Source organism: Mycobacterium sp. 852002-51971_SCH5477799-a (assembly GCF_001667145.1).
Taxonomy (GTDB): Bacteria; Actinomycetota; Actinomycetes; order Mycobacteriales; family Mycobacteriaceae; genus Mycobacterium.
This window is the reverse complement of sequence record NZ_LZIF01000106.1, coordinates 75,547-98,643: the sequence shown is the minus strand read 5'-3', so window position 1 is coordinate 98,643 and position 23,097 is coordinate 75,547. Positions and strand designations below refer to the sequence as shown.

Sequence of the window (23,097 nt, the reverse complement as noted above, 5' to 3'; positions counted from 1 at the left end):
TAGTATTCACCCGAAAATGGCGCCGGTAAACCCTGAAAAGTAATTACTCTTACGTTAATTCACGCGCACTATTCAACCAATGAATAATGACGACGCAAAGCCATTCGCGACGCCGTACTCGTTCGCTCGCTACGGCTTGATGCGAATCGGTCCGGGCGACCACCAGCCGGTACGGGTGGCGGTGCCCAGGTCGAGCTGCGCCGGGTGTGCGTCGGCGATGGTGTCGAATTTGCGCAGCGATCCCCAGTCCCGGCCCCAGTCGTGGGACAGGTATGTCGACATGACGCGGGCCCGCAGCAACAGGTCGGTGATGCCCAGCAGGCCGCCGTTGACGCCGTCCTGCCAGGTGTCGGTGTCCTGTTTCTTGGCGTTGTAGTCGGGGGTGATGCGGAACTCCGGGATCTCGGTGACGCCGTTGGAATGCAGCATCGGCTGTTGGCACGGGAACGCCAGCCCGACCGCCCAGTCCATCAGCACCGGCCGCTTGGATCCGATGTACTCCTGCAACGAGCGCAGCTCCGGCACCCGCGGCGGGGTCAGCGCGATCCAGTCGTCCGGCGTCAGGGACAGGTCCTCGGCGACCACCCGCACCGCGACCGCGTCGGCGGGCATCTGGGAGCGCGCGAAGCGCAGGTTCCGCCACACCTTGGGCTGCTCGCCGTACAGGTCGTAGGGGACCAGACGGCCGGCCGGCTGCACCGCGCCGCCGGGACCGGGCCTGCCGAATTCCAGCTCCACGGTCTGCCCGGTGGTGTGGTGGTGCAGGATGCTGTTGCCGGTGATCGTGCCCGCGGCCGTCACCACCACCAGCGGGTGTCCGTCGTCGAGCTTGGGCAGCTGGTACCAGGCCGAGGTCAGCCTGCTCTGCTGTTGCGCGCCCGTGGTGTAGCTGCCGGCCAGCGGGACCCGCGCGGGGTCGAGGCCATACGGCAGCGGAACCGTCGAGCCGTTGATGCCCGGTGTCGTCAGCTTCAGGGGTGCATCCCAGTCGTAGTCGGTACCGGGCTGTGGCACCGCCGTTTCCTTGACCGATTCGGCCAGGGTGCGGTCCGGCACGCCGTTGGGACTGAATCCCGTTGGGTTGACACCACCCAACGACCCGAGCGGGCCGTAATTGTCGGGTAGGGGCGCCATGAAGCCGACGTTGCTGTCCGGCTCGACGAGCACGTCATCGGCCAGCCCGCAGCCCCCACTGAACTCACGCAGGTTGTCCCAGGCATTGGAGTAGGTGGGGTATTGGCGAACGATCCCGGCCACCATCGATGCGATGAACACCAGCGCCATGAAGCCGGCCGCGACGGGGATGGGCGCGGCCGTCAGCGCCCGCGCCAGCCGTCCTTCGCCGCGATCCCTGGGGGCGAAGTGCAGGTATATCGCCCACAGCGCGGTAATCGCGAAGAACGCGAAAAATATTGTGCTGATTGTGATTCCGCCGGCTTTGGGCATCGAACTATTGAACGGGACGCCGTAACTGGAGACGTACCACCAGCCGTTCGTGGTGGCGAAACACAGCGCCAGCACGAAGAACAGCGCCGCCAGGAACGCCATGCGATTGCGCGACCAGCGCAAGATGTCGCGTGACACCAGCACCGTCGTCAGCGCGGCCATCGCCGCTCCCACCGCGGCGAACAGCCCGAAGTGGTGCACCCACTTGGTGGGGGTGAACATCAGGAAGAACATGGTGCCGAAGATGACGCCCATCAGCCGCCAGGCCGGACCACGCGCCACGCCGGGAATTCGCTTGCGCCGCAACATGATGAAGACGGTCGTGAAGAGACACAACGCTGCGACCAGGAACCCGAAGCGGCGCGACAGCGACCCGTCGACGGTGGGCAGAATCAGGTAGTAGTAGCGCAGGTTCTCGGTGTACCAAGCCTGGCTGGGCCCGATCGAGGTCCGAATCCTGGTGGCTTCCAACACCGTTGACAGCGTTTGATCGGCGAACACCACGGTCAGGATGATCGTGCCGGCGGCCAGCATCGGCGCCACCAGTGGCAACGTGCCGACCAGGCGATGACGGCGGACCAGGATGCGCAGGATCGGGCGGCCACCGGCGACCAGGGCGGCCACCGCGATCAATCCGGTGGGCTGGACGCCGAGGGTGAACGCCGCGGTGATGACCGCCAGCGCCGCGGGGGTGAGCCGGCTGTAGCGCATGGAGCGTTCGATCAGCACGTAGGTGATCAGCGAGCCGACGGCGATGATCGGCTCCGGACGCAGACCGTTGTCGAACGGCATCCAGGCCGTCAACAGCACCATGCCCGCCGCCCAATTCGCCGGCTTGCTCGCGGCAACCGCGGGCCCCAGCCGCGGCAGCACCTCACGGGAGAGCAGCAGCCAGCACACGATCCCGGCGATCAAGTCCGGCAACCGCATCCACAGGCTGGCATCGGTGACATGGGTCATCAGTGCCAGCAGGTTGTAGTACCAGCCGAAGGGGTCCTCCGGGCTACCGAACCAGCGGAAGTAGTTGGACATGTAGCCGGCGCGGTCGGCGACCCGGGCCATGCCCAGGATGTAGCCGTCGTCCGAGGAGTTCGCGCCGATCACGTGCCACAGCACGAAGCCGGAGATCACCGTGACGTCGGCCAGGGTGAACGTGCGCCAGTTCGCCGGAATGAGGCGGCGCATCCGGTGACCGTCCAGCTGGTCGAGTCGCCACAGGGCGATCAGCGCGACAATGGTGGACACGATGGCCAGCACCATCGCGGCCAGCTTCAAAGTCGTTGGGGTGGTGGAGAACCGGGTGTCGATGGTCGCCGAGAGCTGCAAACCCGGCGGGGCCGGGCCGCTCAGGTCGGTGAACACCCCAACGATCTGGGGGCGCAGGTTCGGGTCGGGGAAGCCGCCGCTGATCGGTCTGCCCGCCGGATCATTCAGTCCGACGAAGGTGGCGAAGGCGCCCGCCTTGGTCGAGGTGATCTCGATGCGCTGACACTGCGCCGACTCCACCTGATCGCGGGCCGCGCTGGCAATCACCACGTTGCGGTCGGTGACGTCGACCCGCTTGCCGTTGACGACGACGAACAGCGCGTTGAGCGCGGCGTCCTTGCCCTTCTTGGGCGCCGTGCTGAGCACGACCCCGCCCTCGGGTGGCAGGGCGTGCACCACCGAGCACGGCACGGTCACGTGCACGTCCACCGGTGTGAGCGAAATCAGCGGCGCGGTAACGCTGTTCAACTGCCCGTTCTGCGGCCAGTTCAGCGTCGCGGTGGTTTGTACGACGGGCAGCAGCGGCGTCGCGACCGACAAGACGAAACCGACCAGCCCGGCGATCGTCGCGACCCAGCGCGTCACGCGCACGTCGTGACGGGGGACCGCCTTGTCTTCGCGGTTCTCGACGGCCGTGACGCTCATGGGAGTGCTCGAATCGGTCCCTGCCGGCTCCAGCCGTGCACTGTCATCACACCCTCTTCGATTGCGGCGTCCGGCGCCTGATCGGCCGGCACCAACCGGACGTACTGCTCGACGGAGCCCCAGTCCCGATACCAGTCGCCGCGCAGGTACGTCGCGATCGTCGAGGTGCGCAGCATCGTCTGCAGGAACAGAAACGGCCCGCCGGCCTCGCTGGCCTGCCAGCCGTTCGACGACGACGCCGTTTGTTTGTGATCGGGCAGGATGCGGTACTGCGGAAGTTCGGCAACGCCGAGGTGTTCGGAGAACGGCCGCTGGCACGGGAAATTCGCGGCGGTCGCGATGTCCATCAGCACCGGTGTCTGCGAGCCCATCAGCTGCTGCAGGGTCTGCAGCACCGGCACCCGCGGCGGCGTGAACGCGAACCACTGATCCGAACTCAGGTTCGGGTCGTAGGCGACGATGCGCGCCACGTTCGCCTCGGGCGGCGCCCAGGTCAGCGGGAACCGCAGATTGCGCCACGCAGGCTCCGGCCCGATGTCGATCGGCTGCACCTCCGAGAGCGGCTGGGTGGTGCCGTCGGGGCGCGCGATGCCCCACTGCAGTTTCAGTGACTGCCCATAGTTGAAGGTGCCGTCCTCCTTGTAGGACCAGATGGCACCGGACGCCGACACCACGACGACCGGACGGTCGGAGGTGCGTGGCGGCAGCTGGTACCAGGCCGAGGTGGCGGTGGCGGCCAGCGAGTTCTCGCCGTAGCTGCCCATCACCGGCGTGCGGGCCGGGTCGAGGCCGAACGGCAACGCCACGCGCGAGCCGTTGACCCCGACGGGACCTTTCCCGCCGGCCGTGCCCGCGGAGTCGCTCATGGCCGCGTTGGGCTTGTTCGGTGACGCGTCGGAGTTCACCACGCCCGGCTTGGTGACCACCGGGTACGACCTCAGGTCATCGCCGACGCCGTCGGGTTTGAAACCGACCGGGTTGCCGCCGCCGAGCGGGCCGTCCGGCCCGAACGTCTGCCCGGGCACCGGCTGCAGCATGCCCGCATTGGGGTCCGGCTCGGCCAGCACGTCGTCGGCCATGGCGCAGCTGGCGGGCGACAGCCCCGAAGTGATCGCGGCGAGGTTGGCCTTGCCGGTCGTGTACAGGGGGTAGCGGAACACCGCGCCCTTGGTCAGCGAGGCGACTTCGCCGACGACCATGATGGTCGCGACCACCAGGAGCGGGGTCGACGCCAGCACCCGGTTGCGCCGGTTGTCCTTGACCTCGGTGTGCCCGGCGTAGTCCATCCGGAAGTGCTGCCAGGCGGCCAGCAGGCCGGTGGCGATCGACAGCGCCAGGAACATCGACGTCACCGGGTGGCTGGCGATGACCGGCTGGATGTCGTACCACGGCACCCCGTAGTTGCCGACGTAGAACCAGCCGTTGACGCCAGAGGTCGCCACCGCGAGCACGAACAGCAACGCCGTCACGTACAGGGTCAGGTTGCGGCGGTTGTGCAGGCCGATCCGGGCCAGGGCGAACGCGGTGACCGCGCCCAGCGCCCCGGCCAGCCCGGCGAACGCGCCGAACTGGACCGCCCACTTGGTCGGCGTGAACGTCAACAACAGCAGGCCGAATGCGGTGGTGCCGATCAACCGCCAGGCCGGGCCGCTGGCGACGCCCGGGATCCTGCCCCGCCGCAGCAGCGTGACCAACATCCCGAACATGCACAGCAGCAACACCAGCACGGCGAATCGCCGCGCCATCGATCCGTCGGGGTTGGATTCGACCGTGAGGAAGTAGTAGCGCAGCCAATCCTGGTACCAGGCGATGGTGGGGCCGACCTTGTACTTGATGCGGGCCGACTCGCCGACCGTGGCCAGCGTCTGACTGCGGAACACCACCAGCAGGATCAGCGACAGCGAGGCCGCCAGCACCGCCAGGGGCGCCATCAGGCCATCGGTCGCCCGGCGGCGCCGGATTGTCTGGGCGACGGCCCGCGCCCCGGTCAGCAGCGCGGCGACGGCGATCAGGCCCTGCGGTGCGAGCGTGGCGCTCAGCAGCGCCACGATGACGGCCACCGCCGCGGGCGCCAGCCGCCGCAGCGCGATTGCACGTTCCATCAGCATCCAGGTGACCAGCACGCCGAGGGCGATCAGCGGTTCGGGCCGCAGGCCGTTGTTGAACGGAAGCCACGCCGCCACGAACACCGCGCCCGCGGTGAAGACCGCCACCCGGTTGGCCGCGAGACCGCCGCGGCCCGGCCCGAGCCGGCGCAGCACCCAATGGCTGATGATCAGCCAGCATCCGATTGCGGCGACCGTGGCAGGCAGCCGCATCCAGACGCCGGCCGTGCTCACCGACGCCATCTTGGCCAACAGCCCGAGATACCAGTCGAAGGGTGCGTCCGTGGTGCCGAAGTAGCGGTAGTAGTTGGCGATGTAGCCGGCGCCGGGGGCGACGCGCGCGATGGTCAGGTTGTAGCCGTCGTCCGAGGAGGTGGCGCCGATGATGTGCCACAGCAGCAGGGTCGCGATCACGCCAGCGTCGGCGATCCAGGTCGCGATCCCCACCCGCCGCCAGTTGGCCAGGCGCGTGCCGGGGCGGTATCTGGAGAGCCAGGCGATCGGGGAGCGCCAGTTGAGCAGGGTGCTGCCGCCTCGGCTGCGGCGGTCCAGCAGTGCGAGCGCGACGATCGCCGCCAGCACCGCCAGCGCGCCCAGGACCATCACCACTTCCTTGAGGACGGTGGGCGCGGTGATGAATCGGGTGTCGATGTCGATGCGGGCCGACAGCCCCGGTCCCGCGGGCACCTTCATGTCGGTGAAGACGCCGCCGACCTGGGGCTTCTTTTCGGCCGGCAGCACGCCGGAGGCGCCCGGTATGCCGACGAAGTCCGCGCCGGTCGCGCCGGCGTTGGCCCAGACGTGCAGCACGCTGCAGGCCCCGGCGGCGACCGCCGAGCGTTGTGCGACCGTGGCCACGGTGTCGCGGAATGCGACGACGACCACGTCGGTGTTGGCCCGCACGAACAGCCCGTTCTTCCCGGCGTCAATGCCGCCGGGCGGCAGGGTCGCGACGACCAACCCGCCGGCGGCGGGCAAGGTGGCGATGTCCGGGCAGGGAATGGAGATGTCCAGTGCGCGCGGCGCCCCCGAGACCAGGGGGGCGGTGATCTGGCTGACGTGCCCGTCGGTGTCGCCCTGCGGCCACAGGACCGTTGCGGTGGTCTGTTTCACCGGAAGCAGCGGGACGGACAGGCACAGCAGCAGGCCCACGATCCCCACGATGGCGGCCACCGACCGGGGCGTCCGCTGCGATCGCTCTTTACCGTCGTGGGGCACGAGGCTCGATCGTAAGCGACGCGGCTTAGTCCGATGAGGACGCGGGGCCGCGCAGCGCCTCGGCGACGAGTCGGACCGTCGCTGTCATCCGACGCGCACGAGGGCCCGCGCGCCGTCTCGACACAAGCAGTCGGCCACCGGGCGCTACCCGCGGACGCGGTCCGCCAGCGGGGCGACCCCGGGCCCGGCCAGGTCGGCCAGGGCGGCCGGGCGTCCGGTCATGGCCAGCAGGAGCGCCTCGCCGGGGCCGATCACCTCGGGCCCGTCGCCGTGCGTCCACTCGACATCGGTGGCGCGCAGGCGCAGGCCCCGGATCCGGCGTCCCGCGCCGAGTCGGGGATTACCGGGGACCAGGGGAAGGATTCGCGTGAGCCGTTCGGGTGGCACCTCGCGCGGCCGGTCGAGCGCGCGCCGGATGTCCTGGTGATGGATGGTGCCGTCGACGAGTGCGATCATCCCGCCGAAACCCGCTGTCAATCCGCGTGGTTGGAGGTGGCTGCGCAGGAATTCCAGCAGCTGTTGTGGGGTCATAGCCGCGAATTCGTCGACGCCCACCTGGTTTGCCCGCACGATCCAGCCTTTGGCGAACCGTTTGAGCAGCCCCAGCGCGCCCAGCTCCTCGTAGCTGATCACATGTGCGACAACGTCTTTCACGGTCCATCGGGTGCACAGGGTGGGCGCGTCCCAATCCTGCGGCCGCAAGGTGGCGAGGAATTCCGCGAGGTCGGCCCGCTCCTCGCGCGCCATGGTCATCAGGTCGGAGCTCATCGCGTTTCACCACCGCTGAACAGCTCCACGTACCGGTTCAGGTACAACGGCCAACCCGCATCGCCGTCGACGCCGTCGGCGACGGACTCCCAACCCGGCCCGTGCCGGTCCAGATGGCGGTGTTGTAGTTCGACCCGGGTGCGTTCGTCGGACTCGGCGGTGAAGCGCACATCGACCTCGCTGGTCTTGGCCGGGTCGGTTTCCAGTTGCCAAGTCGCGCCGATGTCCCAGCTGAACATCACGCGGTGGGGCGGCTCGTAGACCAGGATTCGCGCCCATCGGCACACGCTGCCGTCGACGCCTCGGTCGTAAATATGGCCGCCCACTTGGGGTTCGAACACCGTCTCGGCGATCGGCACCGCCAACAGATTGTGTTCACGCGGTTTGAATGCGCCGAACTGCTCGGTGAACACGGCGAACGCGCGCTCGATGGGGGCGTTGACGACGACGTGGTGGTTGACGTCGGGAGTCCGCTGCGTCATGTTGCTCCTTCGTTCATTTCGTCGATGGTCTGCGCGTAGCCGGCCAGCGCCTGTGTCCAGAACCGGTCGAGATCGGCGCGTAATGCCTGCAGACCGGTGGGGTCGAGCTGATAGACCCGACGGGTTCCCGCGGCGCGGTCGCGCACCAGCCCGGCGGACTTGAGCACCTTGAGATGTTGGGACACCGCCGGCCTGCTGACCGGCAGATCGCGGGCCAACTCGCCGACCGCCGACGGGCCGTGCGCGAGGCGCTCCACGATGGCCCGCCGCGTCCCGTCCGCCAGCGCCAGCCAGACGCCACTCGTTTGGTAAGTGACCACGAACCGTAAGTCTAGGCTTACCGATGGCGGACCTCAAGGGTTGTGAGCCGGCCTATGCACGCCCGATTCGCCCCAGCCGCGCACGGACTTTCGAAATCCGTTGTGCGTCTTAGTGTCTCAGCGGCGCTGGGCCCCACAGGCCGCTGCGCGTCGCCGTCCCCAGCAGCAGGTGGGCGGGGTGCGCGTCGGGGTAATAGGGCGTCAGCCGTTGCAGCGAGCCCCAATCGCGAGACCAGTCGTCCCTGAGGTAGGTGGCCATGGTGGTCGCCTTGGTCAACAGTTCGGTGACGCCCAGCGGGCCGCCGCCGTTGTTGTCCATCACCGGTGAGTTCGCCTCGGCGCCGAATCGGTCGGGCAGGATGCGCCATCTCGGGGTCTCGTCGACGCCGTTCTGATGGCCGAAGGGTCGCTGGCAGGGGAAGGCCAGCCCGACGAGCCAGTCCAGGAACACCGGGTCGGTGGAGCCCACCACGTCCTGCAGCGTGCGCAGCTGCGGGATTCTCGGCGCGGTCAGCGCGATCCAGTGCTGCGGGGCCAGATCTTCGTCGTCGGCGACCAGCCGAATCTGGGTGGCGGTGTTCGGAATTGCGGACATCGCCAACCGCAGGTTGCGCCACGCCGGCGACGCGCCCACGTCCGCGAATTGCAGCGAACCGCCGGGGTGTCCGCCGGCCGCCTGGTCGTCGGTGGCCCACTGCACCTGGACTTCGCGGGGGTCGAAGCGACCGGCGGCACTCACCACCAGCAGCGGTCCGGCCGTGTCCCGGGCGGGCAGCCGGTACCAGCTGGACCGCAGGTGCGCGGGCACCTGGATCCCGGAGCGCCAGCTGCCCAGCACCGGTGTGTGCGCGGGGTCGAGGTAGAAGGGCAGCTGGGCGGACGATCCGTTGATCCCCGGTGCGGGGGTGGTGCCGCCCTCGGTGCCGGCCTGGTTGCTGCCGGTCTTCTCCTCGTCGTTGACGAAGCTGCGGTCACCCGGGCGTTCCATCACCGGGTCGGCGCGCACGTCGGCGGGAATCCCGTTGGGCGTGAAGGCTTCCGACAAGCCGGCGCCCAGCGCGTCGGCCGCCGATGCGTTCACCGGTGTCAGCATCCCGGCGTTCGGGTCCTGTTCCACCAGCACGTCTTCGGCGAGTCCGCAGGACTTGCCGGTCAAAGCCTGCAGGTTGGAACGACCGACCGACCACGCCGGATACTGGCCGGTCATCGCCAGGGTCAGCGATGCGACCTCGAACACCACCAGCACCCAGGTCGCAATTGCCAAGGGGGACTGGACGATTCCGGCGGCCCGGGCGCCCAGGCGGGTCTTGGGTGGCCCGTTGTCCGGGTCGACGAAGTGGAACCACGCAGCCAGCAGCAGCACCACCACGGTCAACCCGAGCAGCGCGGTGGCGAAGGCGTAGTGCCAGGCCGGGAACTCATTCGACCACGGCACACCGAAATTCGAGACGTACCACCAGCCGTTGACGCTGGCGAACGACAACGCCACCAGGAACAGCACCACGGCGGCGTATACGGTCCGGTTGCGCCGCGAGCGCATCGCCACGGAGGTCACCGCTACCGCGGCCAGCGCGCCCAGCGGCCCGGCCAGTCCGGCGAACACCCCGAAGTGGTGGGTCCATTTGGTGGGCGTGAACATCATCGCCACGAACGAGATGATGGTGATCCCGACGATGCGCCGGCTCGGTCCGGTGGCCGTGCCCGGAATCCGGCCCTTGCGCAACGACATTGCGACAGTGATCCCGAGCGCGAGGATCAGGGCCAGCACGGCGAAGCGGCGGGCGACCGACCCGTCGGGGCTGGCCATGAACAGCCGCTCGTAGCGGAGGTGTTCGTCGAACCAGCTGAGGCTGGGTCCGACCGCGCGCTTGAGCATGGTGGCCTGGATCTCACCGGTCAGGGTCTGGTCGCGGAAGATCAGGATGGTGGTGACCGTGACCGCGGCCAGCAGGGGCGCGATCAGCGGTAGCGCGCCGAACCGTGTGGAGCGGCGGTGCAGGATGGTCCGCAGCGGCCCGATCGCGACCAGCAACGCGCCGATCGAGGCGATGCCCGTCGGCCCGGAGAACAGGGTCAGCGCACCGATGATGCAGGCGATCGCCACCGGCAGCAGCCGACTGGTCGCCACCGCGCGTTCCACCGAGCACCAGGTCAGCAGGATGCCCAGGGCGATGATTGGCTCCGGGCGCAGGCCGTTGTCCAGCGGCAGCCAGACGGCCAGGAACATGCCCGCGGCGGTCCAGGCCGCGGCGCGGTTCTGTTTGACCGCGTGGCCGAGCCGCGGCATGACTTCACGGCTGATCACCCACCAGCAAGTCAGCGCCATCGCCAGGGTGGGCAACCGCATCCAGACGCTGGTGGTACTCACGTGCGCCCACAGCGCCAGCAGGTCGTAGTACCAGCCGAACGGCGCCTCGGGCGTGCCCAACCAGCGGTAGTAGTTGGCCATGTAGCCGGCGTGCTCGGATACCCGGGCCATGGTCAGGATGTAGCCGTCGTCGGAGGTGTTGGCGCCGACGAAATGCCACCACACCAGCACGCCGATGACCAGGGCGTCCAGCCCGCCGATCGACCACCAGCGGGCCGGCAGGAAGCGGCGGTGCCGGGTTCCGTCGGCGGTGTCGAGGACGTGCAGGGCGACCAGGGCGGCGGCCGTGAGCACCAGCCCGAGGATCATCGCGGCCATCTTCAGCGGCGTGGGGCTGCTGCTGTAGCGGGTGTCGATGGTCGCCGAGAAGTGCAGGCCGGACGGCGCCGGACCGCTCAGATCGGTGAAGACGCCGACGATTTGGGGCCGGAAGTCGTAGCCGCTTTTCTCGCCGCGCAGCGGCGAGCCGGGATGCTCGGCGTTGGGCCCCTGGGTCAGCCCGACGAACTCGGCGGTGACCCGATCGGCGTGTGCGGTGAAGGTCAACCGCTGGCAGGCCGGGCTGAGCACTTGGCTCAGCGGCGCGGTCACCACCGGGACGTTGCGCACCACCAGCACCAGGTCGTTGTTGGCGCGCACGATCAGCAGACCGCGGTCGACGGCCTTCGGTGCCTGCTTGGGCACCGTCGACAGCAACACCGTCTTGCCGGCGTTGCCTCCGCCGGTCAGCCCGGCGGCGGCCTGGCACGGGACGGCGACGGTCAAATCCGTGGCGACGTAGCCGATCAGCGGTGCGTCGACGCTGCCGAAGGTGCCGTTCTGCGGCCAGTTCAGTTGCGCGGTGGTCTGGTCGACCGGAAGAAGCGGGGTGGCGATCGCCAGCAGCACTCCGAGCAGCCCGGCAACAGAAGCAACCAGCCGGGCGATCCGGTGATTCGCTTCCCTGTCGTTCACGGAGCTAGATGCTAGTTCTTCGGCCGTTGGAGGCGCAGTGTCGGTACTCATCAGCAGTTAGGACCCCGGCTTGCGGATGGCCAGCACAAATGGGCCGACGGTTTGGACAACGAAGCGCGGGTTGTCGAACAGGGCTCCGCGCAGATCTACGGTGTAGCGCCGCACGTTGGGCTGGTTGGGGTAGACGTCCTCGGCCAGTCGCAGCGTGTAATTGCCTCCGGCGCCACGACGCATCAGGAAAACCGTCGGCGGCGGCCACGGGCAGGTGTCCAGGGCATGGATCAACTCGTCTGCGGTCTTGAGGTTGGACCACTTGTTGATCTGCGCGGCGCGCAGGTCGAACTGGGCGAGCGGGTTGGCGTAGTGCGAGGTGAGCCCCTGGAATCCCCAGTAGGGGTAGAAGGACAGGAAGCTGTAGTCGGCCGTCAGCACGACGGTCTGATCGCGGGGCTTGCCGGTCACCCGGGTAATGGCGTTATCGATTGTGGCGTAGAACTTCTCGGCGCTGGGCGGCCGGCGGTCCCCGCGCTGTCCGTGACCGTCGGTGTCGGTGTAGGCGATGGTGAGGTCGGGCCGCAGCACGTCGGGGATGTCCTGGCTAAACGCGATCGCGGCGGCCAGGCCGATGGCGCCCACTACCGGGGCGATAACGCGACCCCAGCCGCGGTCGCGGCCGGCGGCGGCCAGCGCCTGCGCGAGTTCGAGGAAGCCGAACGCCCCGGCGGTGACCAGCAACACGCTCAGGGTCGGCTGCAGCCGAAACGACAACAAGGTGGTGCGCGCCAGCGTGGTGAGCATCGACAGCAGCGACCACAGGTAGATGGCCAGCACGCCGATCGCCAGGGCGCCGGCCCGCACCGAGGAGCGGGCCCGCAGCACCAGCCACAGGGTGCCGATCAGGCAGACGACGCCCAGCAGCGTGAACTGCAGCATCGGGAAGGTCAACTCGGCGCCGTCGGCCGGCAGGTAGTGCATGGCGCTGCCGGAGTTGCTGATCGGGCTGCGGACCGCTCGCACCACGAACGGAAGCCACGTCGTGCACGCGATCACCACGGCGATGCCGGCGATGACGGCCAACCGGCGCAGCGGATCGAGGGCGGCTTTGAGGCCGCCGGTGTTGCGGTTCCGCTGCCAGCGCACACCGGCCAGCCACAGGGCCATCAATCCCACCGCGAACGCGCTGAACCCGAACAACAGCGTGTACCAGGTGGCCGTCCAGCCCAGAAAGATCCCGGTGCCGACGACCGCACCCCAGCCCGCGCCGGGCGGCGCGTCCGGACGGTCACCGGCGCGCAGACCCGACCAGGTCAGCACCAGCACCGGCGGCAACAGCACGGTGATCATCGCCGAGTAGGGCTCGGGAGAACCGTAGGCCAGCGTCACCGCGGCCGTCGTGGCGGTGACGATCAACGCGTATTCGAATCGGACCATTCGCGACCACAGCACCAGTGCGACCGCGACCGCGATGGTGATCGACGTGATGGCCCAGGGCTTGAAGATCTCCCACGCCGGCGTCCCACTGAGCGCCGCGGCGCGCCCGCCGATCCAGAACCAGCCCGGCGGGTAATACGGCGGCAGCCCGAGATAGGTCATGTCGCGCAGGGCGGGGCTGTCGGCGAGCCGGGTCACGTATTCCGTGCGGAACTGCTGGTCCACGGAGATGCCGAACAAATACAGCTTGGTCGCGCCCAGCGGCATCCCCAGCGTCACGACGGTGAAGGCGGACACGAAGACCAGCCCACCCAATTGGGTCAGCAGACGGCTGCGCGGGCGGGCGCAGCGCCGCCACACCCAGCCGACGGCGACCAGCCCGGCCAGGCAGCCGACCTGCCCGACGGTGGTCAGCGCGTGCAGCTGGTTGGAGGACGGGAAGGCCGGCCATTGCACCCGGGAAATGGCGATCAGCGATACCGCCGCGACGACAACCGCGACCAGGACCGCCAAGGCCATCTGGCCGAGGGTGGCCAGCGCGCTCCGCATCGTCAGATGGGAAGCTTGCGGAAGATGGGACGCGGGACGTGTCGCAACACCATCATCACATAACGGAATGCTGCTGGTGCCCAAACCAATTCCTTACCTTTGGCGGCCGCGGTCACCGCGAGGTTGGCGACATACTCTTTGTCGACGGTCAGCGGCGCTTCCTTGACGTGCGCGCTCATCCGGGTACGCACCTGGCCGGGCCGGATCACCAGCACGCGAACTCCGTACTCCCGCAATGCCTCTGAAAGCCCCAGGTAGAATCCGTCCAATCCGGCCTTGGTGGAGCCGTAGACGAAGTTGGACCGCCGCACCCGCTCCCCGGCGGCCGAGCTCATCGCGATGATCTGGCCGAAGCCCTGCGCCCGCATTTTCTCGCCCAGCAGCACGCCCACCGAAACAGCTGCAGTGTAATTGATTTCGGCAGCCAGCACCGCCTTGTGCTGGTTTTGCCACAGCTCTTCGGCGTCCCCGAGGATGCCGAACGCGACGATGGCCACGTCGACGTCGCCGCCCGCGAAGGCCGCCTCGATCATCTTGGGGTGGGTGTCGGGGTCGGTGGCTTCGAAATCGATCAGCTCGACCGAGCGGGCGCCGGCGGCCTGCATTTGGGCCACTGCGGCATCGCGTCCGGAGTCACTGGGCATGGCGGCCAACATGATCCGCGCGTGCGCGTTCTGCAGGTAGCGCTCGCAGATTGCCAGGCCGATCTCGGAGGTTCCGCCGAGCAGCAGAATCGTCTGCGGATTCCCTACGGCATCGAGCACCATGTCAGAGCAGCTCCAAACGTCGGGCCATGTCGGAGGCGAATACCCGCAAGGGGTCGGCCTTGCGGCGCACCGCGATCCATTCGTCGATGCGCGGATACATGGCGTGGAAGGTTTCGGCGCTCACGCGAGAATCCTTTGCGGTGTAGACCCTTCCGCCGAATTCCAGTGCGCGCCGGTCGAGTTCGTTGAGAAACTCGTTGATCCCCGGCTTGTTGGGGAAGTCCATGGCGACGTTCCAGCCGGCCATCGGGAAACTCAGCGGCGCGCGGTTGCCCGGGCCGAAGAGCTTGAACACGTTCAGCGCCGAGTAGTGGCCACTGGTCTGGATCCAGCGAATGATGGCCTTGAATTCGTCCATCGCGTCCGGCGGGACCAGGAACTGGTGTTGGGCGAAACCCCTTGGGCCGTAGGCATTGTTCCAGCCGCTGACCAGGTCGAGCATGTGGTAGAACTGCGAGAGGTTCTGGATCTTGCCGCTGTAGGTCCCGCCCAGCCGGTAATACACCTCGCCGATCGCCATGAACGACAGCTTGTTCATCGCGCTGACCGGGAACACGTCCGGCACCGTCAACAGCTGCGGCGCATCGAATTTCAGCGGGTTCTTGGCCAGCTTCTTCGGCAGCTGATCGAGCTTGGCCAGGCTGCCGCGGCTGACCGCGGCCCGGCCCAGCTTCGCCGGCGGGCTGATCAGATCGAACCAGGCGCTGGAGTACGTGTAGTTGGCCTCGCTGCCGTCGAGGTGAACGGCGACCGTTTCGTCGAGGTCCTTGGTGGCAATGCCGTCGGCGATGAAGTAGGCCGTCTCCGTCGGCGTCATGGCGATGGTGGCGCGCAGCACGATTCCGGTCAGGCCGTTGCCGCCGACGGTGGCCCAGAACAGCTCGGCATCGTCCCCGTCGGGGGTGATGGTGCGCACGGTGCCGTCGGCCATGAGGAGGTCCATCGACCGGACGTGGTTACCGAAGCTGCCCGCGCTGTGGTGGTTCTTGCCATGGATGTCGCAGGCGATCGCGCCGCCGACGGTGACCTGGCGCGTTCCCGGCAGCACCGGAACCCACAGCCCGAACGGCAGCGCCGCCTTCATCAACTGGTCGAGGCTGACGCCGGCGTCGACGTCGACCAGTCGGGTGTCGGCGCTGATCGAGTGGATGCGATTGAGCCCGGTCATGTCGATCACCAGGCCGCCGCCGTTTTGCGCGTTGTCGCCGTAGGAGCGGCCCAGTCCGCGGGCGATCACGCCGCGGCTCTTGGGATCGCCCGAGTCGGCCACCCGGGCTACCGCCTTGGCGATCACCTCCGGATCGCGGGTACAGAGCACCTGGGCGACTGACGGCGCGGTGCGCCCGAAGCCCATCAGCCGGGCGGGCTTGGTCAGGGGATCGGTGCTCGACATCGTCAAAGAGGGTACCGCTTGCGCAGCGCGGCTCAGCGGATGCGGAAGATTACGGCCCGCTGCACGACGAAGTTGATCACCGTCGCGGTGCCCTGCGCGATCACGAATGCGACAAGCGGCGCCCAGCCGCGGTAGTGCAGAAGCGCCAGACATAGGTGGTTGAGCCCGACCTGGACGGCGAACGTGATGGCGTAGAGAACCATGACCGCGACGAACCGGGCGGTGCTGGGGGTCGCCTGGAAGGTCCAGCGGCGGTTGATCAGATAGGCCGTGATGGTGCCGACGACGAAGCTGGTCGCCTTGGACAGGTCAACCTGGACGCCCAAGGCCTTCCACAGCAGCAGGTAGAGCCCGAAGTCCACGATTCCCGCCATGCCGCCGGTGACGACGAACCGGACGACCTGCGTCTTCAGGCTCAAGTCCAGGCGCACGTCTTCGGACGCGGAATCGGGTAGCGGCGCAACCATCCAGGGGAGTCTAACGGGGTCGCCGGGCGCGCCCCGGCAAGCGTCAGCGGGGCAGCTTGACCGAGATCAGCTCGACCTGGTTCTCGCCCTGCGGCGTCGAGTAGGTCACCGTGTCGCCGGGTTTGCGCCCGGCCAAGGCCTGGGCCAGGGGGCTGCGCGCGGTCAGCGTCTCAGCCTCCCGGCCGACCGGTGTCTCTTCGATGATCGAGATCACGTACATCGTGACCACCTCACCGTCGGCGAACCGCAGCGTCACCTCGGTGCCGCCGGGCAGCGTCTCCGAGGCGTCGGCGTCCGACGGCCCGGCCCGCAGACGCCGGTCCAACTCGCCGATCCGGTCGGTGAGGACCACCAGTTCCTCCGCGCGCTGGATCGCCTCGGCCGCATCCCCGTGATCGCCCACCATGCCGCGGTCGTTCTTGACCTCGGCCTCGAGCCGCTCGCGCCGTTGCCGTAGCCGGTCCAGTTCCGCTTCGAGGTTGTTCCGCGCGGCGTCCGCTGCCGATGGGACCTTTTTGCTCACGTCGGTGGACCTTTCGCCCGGTTGCTCAGGTGGCGTTCCAGTGTGACACCACGACGAGCGGGCCGCCAGCGTTCTGCGTCAGCGCGGCGCGAGTGCCCGGGTGGTGGCAAGGATCGTGTCAGCGCATAGCCGCGGATTGTCGATCATCGGCACGTGACCGACGTCGCGGAGTAGCAAGTACTCGGCGCCGGGAAGCCGTTTTCGGGCGGTGGCGCCGTAGACGTGTGGCGGAAGAATGCGGTCGTTGCCCGACCATGCCAGGGTCATTGGGCAGGGCAGCGGATCGAGAGGTTCGACGCTCTCGGATGGTTGCAGCATGTCTTCGGCGGCGGTGCATCTTGCAAGGTCGAGGAGGGCATCGAGGGCCTGCGCAGGGGTGAGTCGTTCACCGTGATCGGCGGCATCCTGCATCGCCAGTCGGCGAAGACATGCGAAGCGGAGCAACGCCGGTGCCACCGGTCGAACCAGATGCGCCCGACGTCTAGCGCGCCGAACCCTGCCGCTGGCAAGAGTTTCGTCGCTTGTACCGTGCGTCCAGAATCCTGCCGGTGAGAAGGCGCAGACGGTAAGTGCTCGGCCGCGGCGGGCCAGTTCGATAGCCATCCACCCACCCATCGAATTTCCGGCGATGTGAATGCGATCGAGTCCTCGGACGTCCAGGAGACGCTCCATTTCATCGGCGAGGGCCGCAACGGTGGCTTTGCCGGTGAGCTTTGGCCCGCCGCGATGGCCGAGGGCGGTGGGTGCCATGACGTCATGACGATCGGCGAGCAGCGGGATGACGTCGGCCCACACCCCGGCGGACATCATCAGGCCGTGCAGGAGAAGAAGTGGCTGGTTGGTGGTCATGGGGTTCCTTCGCTGTGGTGCCGTTCGCCTGAGCCAGGATGGCGGCTATCGCCAACCAACCCGCGCCGGCGTACTTCGCCGACTCGTTGATGGCCTTTAGACACCGCTCGGTTGCGCAATGTGACAACAGGGCGTCTCCGTGTGACCTACCTCTGCGCGCGCAGAGCGGCGCGTCAGTGTGGCGCACCGGATTGTGTGGACGCGCAACGGCACCGGGCCCCAGCGGCGTCGAGCGGGACGATCAGCGCAATTGCATAGCGCAACCGTCCCGCCGCCCTACCACCGACATCAGGGCGGGCCACTGTTCGACCCGCGGGAACCCCTACACCCAGTAGGGCACCCGGGCGCGGTATTGGCGCATCGCGATTGCGGCCAGCAGCCAGCCGACGGCCGTCAACACCAGCACCACGGCCCAGTGCCGCAGTTCCTGATGGGAGCCCAGTAGCGGGGCGCGCACGATGTCGAGGTAGTGCAGCAGGGGATTGAGTTCGACGATCTTCGACCAGCGCCCCGCGCCTTGCTGTCGCAGGGTGTCGTCGTTCCAGATGATCGGCGTCATGAAGAACAGCAGCTGCACCACCGAGAAGAGCAACGGGCCGATGTCGCGGTAGCGGGTCGCCAAGATGCCGAAACACAGTGACACCCAGATGCAGTTGAGCACGATCAGCGCCAGCGCCGGGATGACCGAAAGGTCGGCCCATGACCACGGTTTGGGAAAGATCATCGCGATGACGACGTAGATGACGATGTTGTGCGCGAACAGGATAATCTGCCGCCACACCAGCCGATAGACATGGACGCTCAGCGGCGTCGGCAGTTGCTTGATCAGTCCCTCGTTGGCGACGAAGACGTCGGCGCCCTCCAGGATGGCGGCATTGATCAGGTTCCAGATGATCAGCCCCAGCGTCACATACGGCAGATGCAGCGACAGTTCGAGATGAAAAAGCTTGGAGTACAAGCCCCCCATCGCGACGGCCGTGGTTCCTGTTGCGATGGTGATCCAGAACGGTCCCAGCACCGAGCGGCGGTAGCGCTGTTTGATGTCCTGCCAGCCCAGGTGCAGCCAGAGCTCGTGCCGGCGAAAGCCCGCGACGAGGTCGCCCCGGGCGCGGGTAAGGGTGCGCGACTGTGCCGCCGCGTCGACGAAAGTCATGTGCGCCACTCCTCCGCATCGCTGCGCTCTGCATCGTCGCCGGCGCGGGTCATCTGCGCCGCTCCTCTGCTGGCGTGCCGAACTGCTCGCGACGCCCCAAGCGCCGCAACCGGATCCATTCGGCCAGACCGCGCGGGTCGCGACGCGTCACCAGGAAGAACCAACCGAACCGGACCCACTCCTGTACCAGCAGTTTGCGCAGGCCGGGCTGCGACAGCAGGTAGCCGCGGTTGCGGTAGGTGTAGAACCGCTTGGTGTGGTTGTCGGGATACTGGGTGTGCATGCGGCCACCCAGAATCGGCCGAAACTCGTCGGACCCGCACGGGTGCAGGTAGATCGTGTCCAGGCAGGTCCCGAACGGCAGGCCGGACCGAACCAGCCGGCGATGCATCTCCACCTCGTCGCCGCGGATGAACAGCCTCAGGTCCGGGACGCCGACCGCCTCCAGGGTGGTGGCCCTGAACAGCGCGCCGTTGAACAGCGAGGCGATTCCCGGCAGTAAGCCCTGTCCCGCTTCGGTGCGCAATTCGCTTGCGCGCCTGCGCCATACCAACCCGCGGCGCAGCGGGAAGGCCAGCCGTTCCGGGTCGTCGGAGTTGCAGACCATCGGAGACACTTCGGCCAGGCCGTGCTTTTCGGCACAGGCCAGCAGGGTGGCCAGAACCCTCGTGTCCTGCGGGCGCCCGTCGTCGTCGGCCAGCCACACCCAATCGGCGCCCTGAGCTAACGCGTGCAGGATGCCCAGCGCGAAACCCCCTGCGCCGCCGAGGTTTCGGTGTGAGGCCAGGTAAGTGGTCGGGATCGGTTGGCCGGCCACCAGGTCGCCTACCCGGCCGGAGTCCGGTGCTTCGCCGGAAAAATCGTTGTCCACCACGATGAGGTGATCGGGCAGCCGGGTCTGCGTGCTCAGCACATCGAGCGACTTGGCCAGCTCGTCGGGGCGCCGGTGGGTGACGACGACGGCGAAGATAGTCTCACTCATTCCCGGATGCTCTTTGGGCCAGGGGTGTCTCGACCCGATTCGCTTGCTGCGTCTCTTCCAGCACTTCGCGAACGTGCCGGGCCGCGTCCTCCCCTTCGTAGGCGCGCACCACGTCTTCGATGCCGCCGGACATGCGGATGACGCCATGGTCGATCCACATCGCCGTCTTGCACAGACGGGCCAGGAATTCGTTGGAATGGCTGGCGAAAACCAGGATTCCGGAGCGCTCGACCAGGCTCTGCAACCGCGACTGCGCCTTCTTCAAGAAGTCGGCGTCCACCGCGCCGATGCCTTCATCGAGCAGCAGGATCTCGGGGTCGATGCTGGTGACCACGCCCATCGCGAGCCGGACACGCATCCCGGTGGAATAGGTGCGCAGCGGCATGGACAGGTAGTCGCCCAGCTCGGTGAACTCGGCGATCTCATCGACCTTGGACAGCATCTGCTTTCGCGTCTGACCCAGGAACAGGCCGCGAATGATGATGTTCTCGTAACCGGAGATCTCGGGGTCCATGCCGACGCCGAGGTCGAAGACCGGCGCGACCCGGCCGGTGACCGTCGCCCAACCACGGGTGGGTTCGTAGATGCCCGAAAGTAGGCGCAGCAGAGTCGATTTGCCCGCCCCGTTGTGGCCCACCAGCCCGACCCGGTCGCCCAGCTCGAGGGACATGGTGATGTCGCGCAACGCTTCGACCACCACCACGTTGGAGCTGTTGCGGCCGATCGTGCCGCCGGCCTTACCCAAGAAGGCCTTCTTCAACGAACGCGACTTGGCGTCGAAGATGGGAAACTCCACCCACGCGTTGTGCGTCTCGATGTGAGGACCAGACACCGTCAACTACTCAAGTTCGCTTACAGGTATTGACCGTGCCCGGGCGCGCCCGGCTTACCGATGCCCGGCGGCAGCGCCCCCTGGCGCATTTTTTCCAGCTGCGCGCGGGCGGCCATCTGCTGCGCGAACAGGGCGGTCTGGATGCCGTGGAACAGCCCTTCCAGCCAGCCGACCAACTGCGCCTGGGCGATGCGCAATTCGGCGTCGGACGGGGCCGCGTCCTCATTGAAGGGCAGGGTGAGGCGGTCGAGCTCCTCCCGCAGCTCCGGTGCCAAGCCCTCCTCCAGTTCCCGGATGCTGGTCGCGTGGATCTCGCGCAGCCGGTTACGGCTGGCCTCGTCCAGCGGTGCGGCGCGCACCTCCTCGAGCAGTTGCTTGATCATGGTCCCGATTCGCATCACCTTCGCGGGCTGCTCGACCAGGTCGGTCAGGGAACGCTCGTCGGCGTCGTCATCGGTGAGCGCCATCACTCGCGGGTCGACGCCGCCGATGATTTCGACGTCGTCGTCATCGTTGCGGGTACTCAATCCTTCACCATCCTTTGAGGACTATGGGTGTGGCGTCGCGCCGTTTGGTCGCCATTCATAAATTCGGGCACCGCCATTGTCGTAGATCAACGCCCACGACTTCGACTTATCCAGTGACACTAGTCCTTCGGGTACGGCGAACCCCCGGACAGTCGGCGTGCTGGTGTAGATGTACCGGATATTGAGCGCTCTAATCGCTTCGAGGACCCGCGGATCGGATTCGCCTTTGCGGGCCGAGGTCCAGAAGATGTATCGGTTGGGGCCCGGACCCATCTGTTGCGGATAGTCGTAATGGGTCCACAACGGATGCAGATCGGCGACGGCGTACATCCAGGCTGTGCCGTCGGTGTTGGCGTTGCCGATCAGCGTCTCGTGGGCGCCGGGCAGTTTAGACAGATAGGCCATGGCCATCAGGTCGCGCTGGTCGACAATCACCGAGTCGTACTTGTCGCCGAATAACACCAGGTGTCGATACAGGTAGTGGCGCCCCGTGAGCACGGTGATCGCCACCAGCAGCACAGCGGTGGCCGAGACCCAGACCGGGGCGGGAAGTGGCTTGAACCTGCCGCTCACCCGTTGGGCGACGGCCACGACGCCCACGACGATCGCGAACACTGCGACTCCGGCCATCGGCTCCAGCAGCAGGGTGACGGCGGCCGAGATCCGGCGCGGATCCTTGTAGAAGAACTCGCCGAACATTCCGGCCACCGCGCCGATCGGACCGCCGAGCGGCGTTCCCGCGTCGACCTCGACCACCACGAGCAGCAGCCAGACGGCCAGCGGCCACCAGATTTTCTTGTAGGCGAAAAGCAGGCCGCCGAAGATCGCGAGTGCCATGAGCCCGTACTGGTATGGGAAGTCGTTGAGGTGGCGGGAGTGCTGGAAGACGGCGTCGAAAAGTCCCCGCTTCTTGCTGAGGTACGTCAGAAAGGAATGCCCGGCGATGATGTCTTCCTGCCCCTGGACGCTGATGAACTGCGGCAACAGGATCAATCCGGAGACCACCGCAACCCAGGCCAGGGCGACGAGATCGGCCAGCCTGCCGCGCACCGGACGCCACACCGCGTCCATGAGCCACCAGGCCACCAGGAACAACAACACGATCACCCCGCCGGTGATGTGCACGGACATGACGCCCACCCACGCCAGGACCGCCGCCGGGATGCGGTCGCGGTGTCGCAGCGTGGTGCTGATCAGGACGAAGGCCGGGACCGCTACTCCGTAGGCCGCGAGGTTAGGCATCGCGGCCACGCCGAACTCGACATACGGGACCGCGGTGAACGACGCCGACAGCGCCGCCGCGGTGGCCGCCGCCCCGGCGCTGCGCCACTCGGTGGTGTGCCGCCGCACCAGATGCCAGGTCAGCATGGCCGCGCTGGTCGGGAACAGCCAGACCGATGCGGCGACCGAACTCAGCGTGTAGCCGGTGGTGGGAGCCGCCCCGGTCAGCTGGCAGAACACGGTGGTCAGGGCGTGGAACACCGAGGGGTAGTACAGCGTCTTATGGGTCTCGACGTTGCGCAGCTCGCCCATGTGCGTCGACGACGCCTGGCCGGTGTCCAGGATGAACCGCACCTCGTTGGCGTGCCAGACGGCGTCCCAGGTGCTCGGGATGGTCTGCCAGTGGGCGGCGAGGCCGCGGTAGGCGGCCCACATGATGAGCAGGGCGCCCAACAGTACGCCCACCCCCACCGTGATGGCAGGCCAACGGCTGACCCCGCGAGCCTCCGCTTCGCGGTCGCGGTAACGGGCCAGCAGCAGCTGCAGGGCGATCATCAGCAGGCACACCACAACCAGCGTCGCCAGCGCGGTCCAGCCGTTCCACGGAATCCCGATGGCACCAAACGGAATAATGGCTAGTGCGACCATGCCGAAGGTCAGCGCCGGGCCGACCGCGACTGCGACAGACCAAGACAACTGACTGATACGTGCGATGATCGCCCCGGGCGCTATCAGCAAGAACAATGCAATGAGCGTTCCGAACCAGAGCCCCACTCGACTAGTATGGCTGGCCGGGTGCCCTGGCTCGGGAGGCCACCAACTGGCCGGAAC

17 protein-coding genes are annotated in these 23,097 nt (G+C 67.6%); all 17 read right to left on the bottom strand.

Going from position 1 to position 23,097, the window contains the following annotated elements:
• Window positions 1-129: 129 nt before the first annotated feature.
• The 17 genes from A5753_RS16170 to A5753_RS16090 all read right to left on the bottom strand — a co-directional run bounded on the left by A5753_RS16170 (window position 130) and on the right by A5753_RS16090 (window position 23,040).
• Window positions 130-3,357: an arabinosyltransferase domain-containing protein gene (locus A5753_RS16170; RefSeq protein WP_067130021.1), complete on the bottom strand. Its 3,228-nt coding sequence runs from the start codon at window positions 3,355-3,357 to the stop codon at window positions 130-132.
• Window positions 3,354-6,680: an arabinosyltransferase domain-containing protein gene (locus A5753_RS16165; RefSeq protein WP_067130018.1), complete on the bottom strand. Its 3,327-nt coding sequence runs from the start codon at window positions 6,678-6,680 to the stop codon at window positions 3,354-3,356. Before A5753_RS16165 ends, A5753_RS16170 begins: the two co-directional genes overlap by 4 nt.
• Window positions 6,681-6,824: 144 nt before the next feature.
• Complete coding sequence (locus A5753_RS16160; RefSeq protein ID WP_067130015.1) at window positions 6,825-7,448, bottom strand: maleylpyruvate isomerase family mycothiol-dependent enzyme; 624 nt, start codon at window positions 7,446-7,448, stop codon at window positions 6,825-6,827.
• The gene (locus A5753_RS16155) at window positions 7,445-7,930 is read right to left on the bottom strand and encodes an SRPBCC family protein (protein ID WP_067130012.1); all 486 of its coding nucleotides are present in this window, start codon (window positions 7,928-7,930) and stop codon (window positions 7,445-7,447) included. The genes A5753_RS16160 and A5753_RS16155 overlap by 4 nt, the downstream gene beginning before the upstream one ends.
• Window positions 7,927-8,250, bottom strand: a complete 324-nt coding sequence (locus tag A5753_RS16150) for a helix-turn-helix transcriptional regulator (RefSeq protein ID WP_067130010.1) — start codon at window positions 8,248-8,250, stop codon at window positions 7,927-7,929. The genes A5753_RS16155 and A5753_RS16150 overlap by 4 nt, the downstream gene beginning before the upstream one ends.
• A gap of 109 nt (window positions 8,251-8,359) precedes the next feature.
• On the bottom strand, window positions 8,360-11,623 hold the full coding sequence (locus A5753_RS16145; protein WP_067130007.1) for an arabinosyltransferase domain-containing protein: 3,264 nt from the start codon (window positions 11,621-11,623) through the stop codon (window positions 8,360-8,362).
• A 6-nt stretch (window positions 11,624-11,629) separates the two neighbouring features.
• Window positions 11,630-13,552 (bottom strand): galactan 5-O-arabinofuranosyltransferase, encoded by a 1,923-nt coding sequence (locus tag A5753_RS16140; RefSeq protein WP_067130004.1) that lies wholly within the window; start codon window positions 13,550-13,552, stop codon window positions 11,630-11,632.
• A gap of 2 nt (window positions 13,553-13,554) precedes the next feature.
• On the bottom strand, window positions 13,555-14,319 hold the full coding sequence (locus tag A5753_RS16135) for a decaprenylphospho-beta-D-erythro-pentofuranosid-2-ulose 2-reductase (protein ID WP_067130001.1): 765 nt from the start codon (window positions 14,317-14,319) through the stop codon (window positions 13,555-13,557).
• Window position 14,320: 1 nt separating this feature from the next.
• Window positions 14,321-15,712, bottom strand: a complete 1,392-nt coding sequence (locus A5753_RS16130) for an FAD-binding oxidoreductase (RefSeq protein WP_067129997.1) — start codon at window positions 15,710-15,712, stop codon at window positions 14,321-14,323.
• Between the two features lie 32 nt (window positions 15,713-15,744).
• Complete coding sequence (locus A5753_RS16125) at window positions 15,745-16,179, bottom strand: GtrA family protein (RefSeq protein WP_067129994.1); 435 nt, start codon at window positions 16,177-16,179, stop codon at window positions 15,745-15,747.
• A 43-nt stretch (window positions 16,180-16,222) separates the two neighbouring features.
• A complete protein-coding gene (locus tag A5753_RS16120; protein ID WP_067129991.1) occupies window positions 16,223-16,702 on the bottom strand; it encodes a GreA/GreB family elongation factor in 480 nt (159 codons plus the stop codon).
• Window positions 16,703-16,780: 78 nt separating this feature from the next.
• Complete coding sequence (locus A5753_RS16115) at window positions 16,781-17,551, bottom strand: alpha/beta fold hydrolase (RefSeq protein WP_067129988.1); 771 nt, start codon at window positions 17,549-17,551, stop codon at window positions 16,781-16,783.
• Window positions 17,552-17,873: 322 nt separating this feature from the next.
• Window positions 17,874-18,704, bottom strand: a complete 831-nt coding sequence (locus tag A5753_RS16110) for an ABC transporter permease (protein WP_067129984.1) — start codon at window positions 18,702-18,704, stop codon at window positions 17,874-17,876.
• A gap of 49 nt (window positions 18,705-18,753) precedes the next feature.
• The gene (locus A5753_RS16105) at window positions 18,754-19,686 is read right to left on the bottom strand and encodes a glycosyltransferase (RefSeq protein WP_067129980.1); all 933 of its coding nucleotides are present in this window, start codon (window positions 19,684-19,686) and stop codon (window positions 18,754-18,756) included.
• The gene (locus tag A5753_RS16100) at window positions 19,679-20,518 is read right to left on the bottom strand and encodes an ABC transporter ATP-binding protein (protein ID WP_067129977.1); all 840 of its coding nucleotides are present in this window, start codon (window positions 20,516-20,518) and stop codon (window positions 19,679-19,681) included. Before A5753_RS16100 ends, A5753_RS16105 begins: the two co-directional genes overlap by 8 nt.
• A 20-nt stretch (window positions 20,519-20,538) precedes the next feature.
• On the bottom strand, window positions 20,539-20,985 hold the full coding sequence (locus A5753_RS16095; RefSeq protein WP_231990094.1) for a bacterial proteasome activator family protein: 447 nt from the start codon (window positions 20,983-20,985) through the stop codon (window positions 20,539-20,541).
• Between the two features lie 81 nt (window positions 20,986-21,066).
• Entirely contained in the window at window positions 21,067-23,040 is a 1,974-nt protein-coding gene (locus A5753_RS16090; RefSeq protein WP_067129971.1) for a DUF6541 family protein, read from the bottom strand.
• Between the last annotated feature and the right edge of the window lie 57 nt (window positions 23,041-23,097).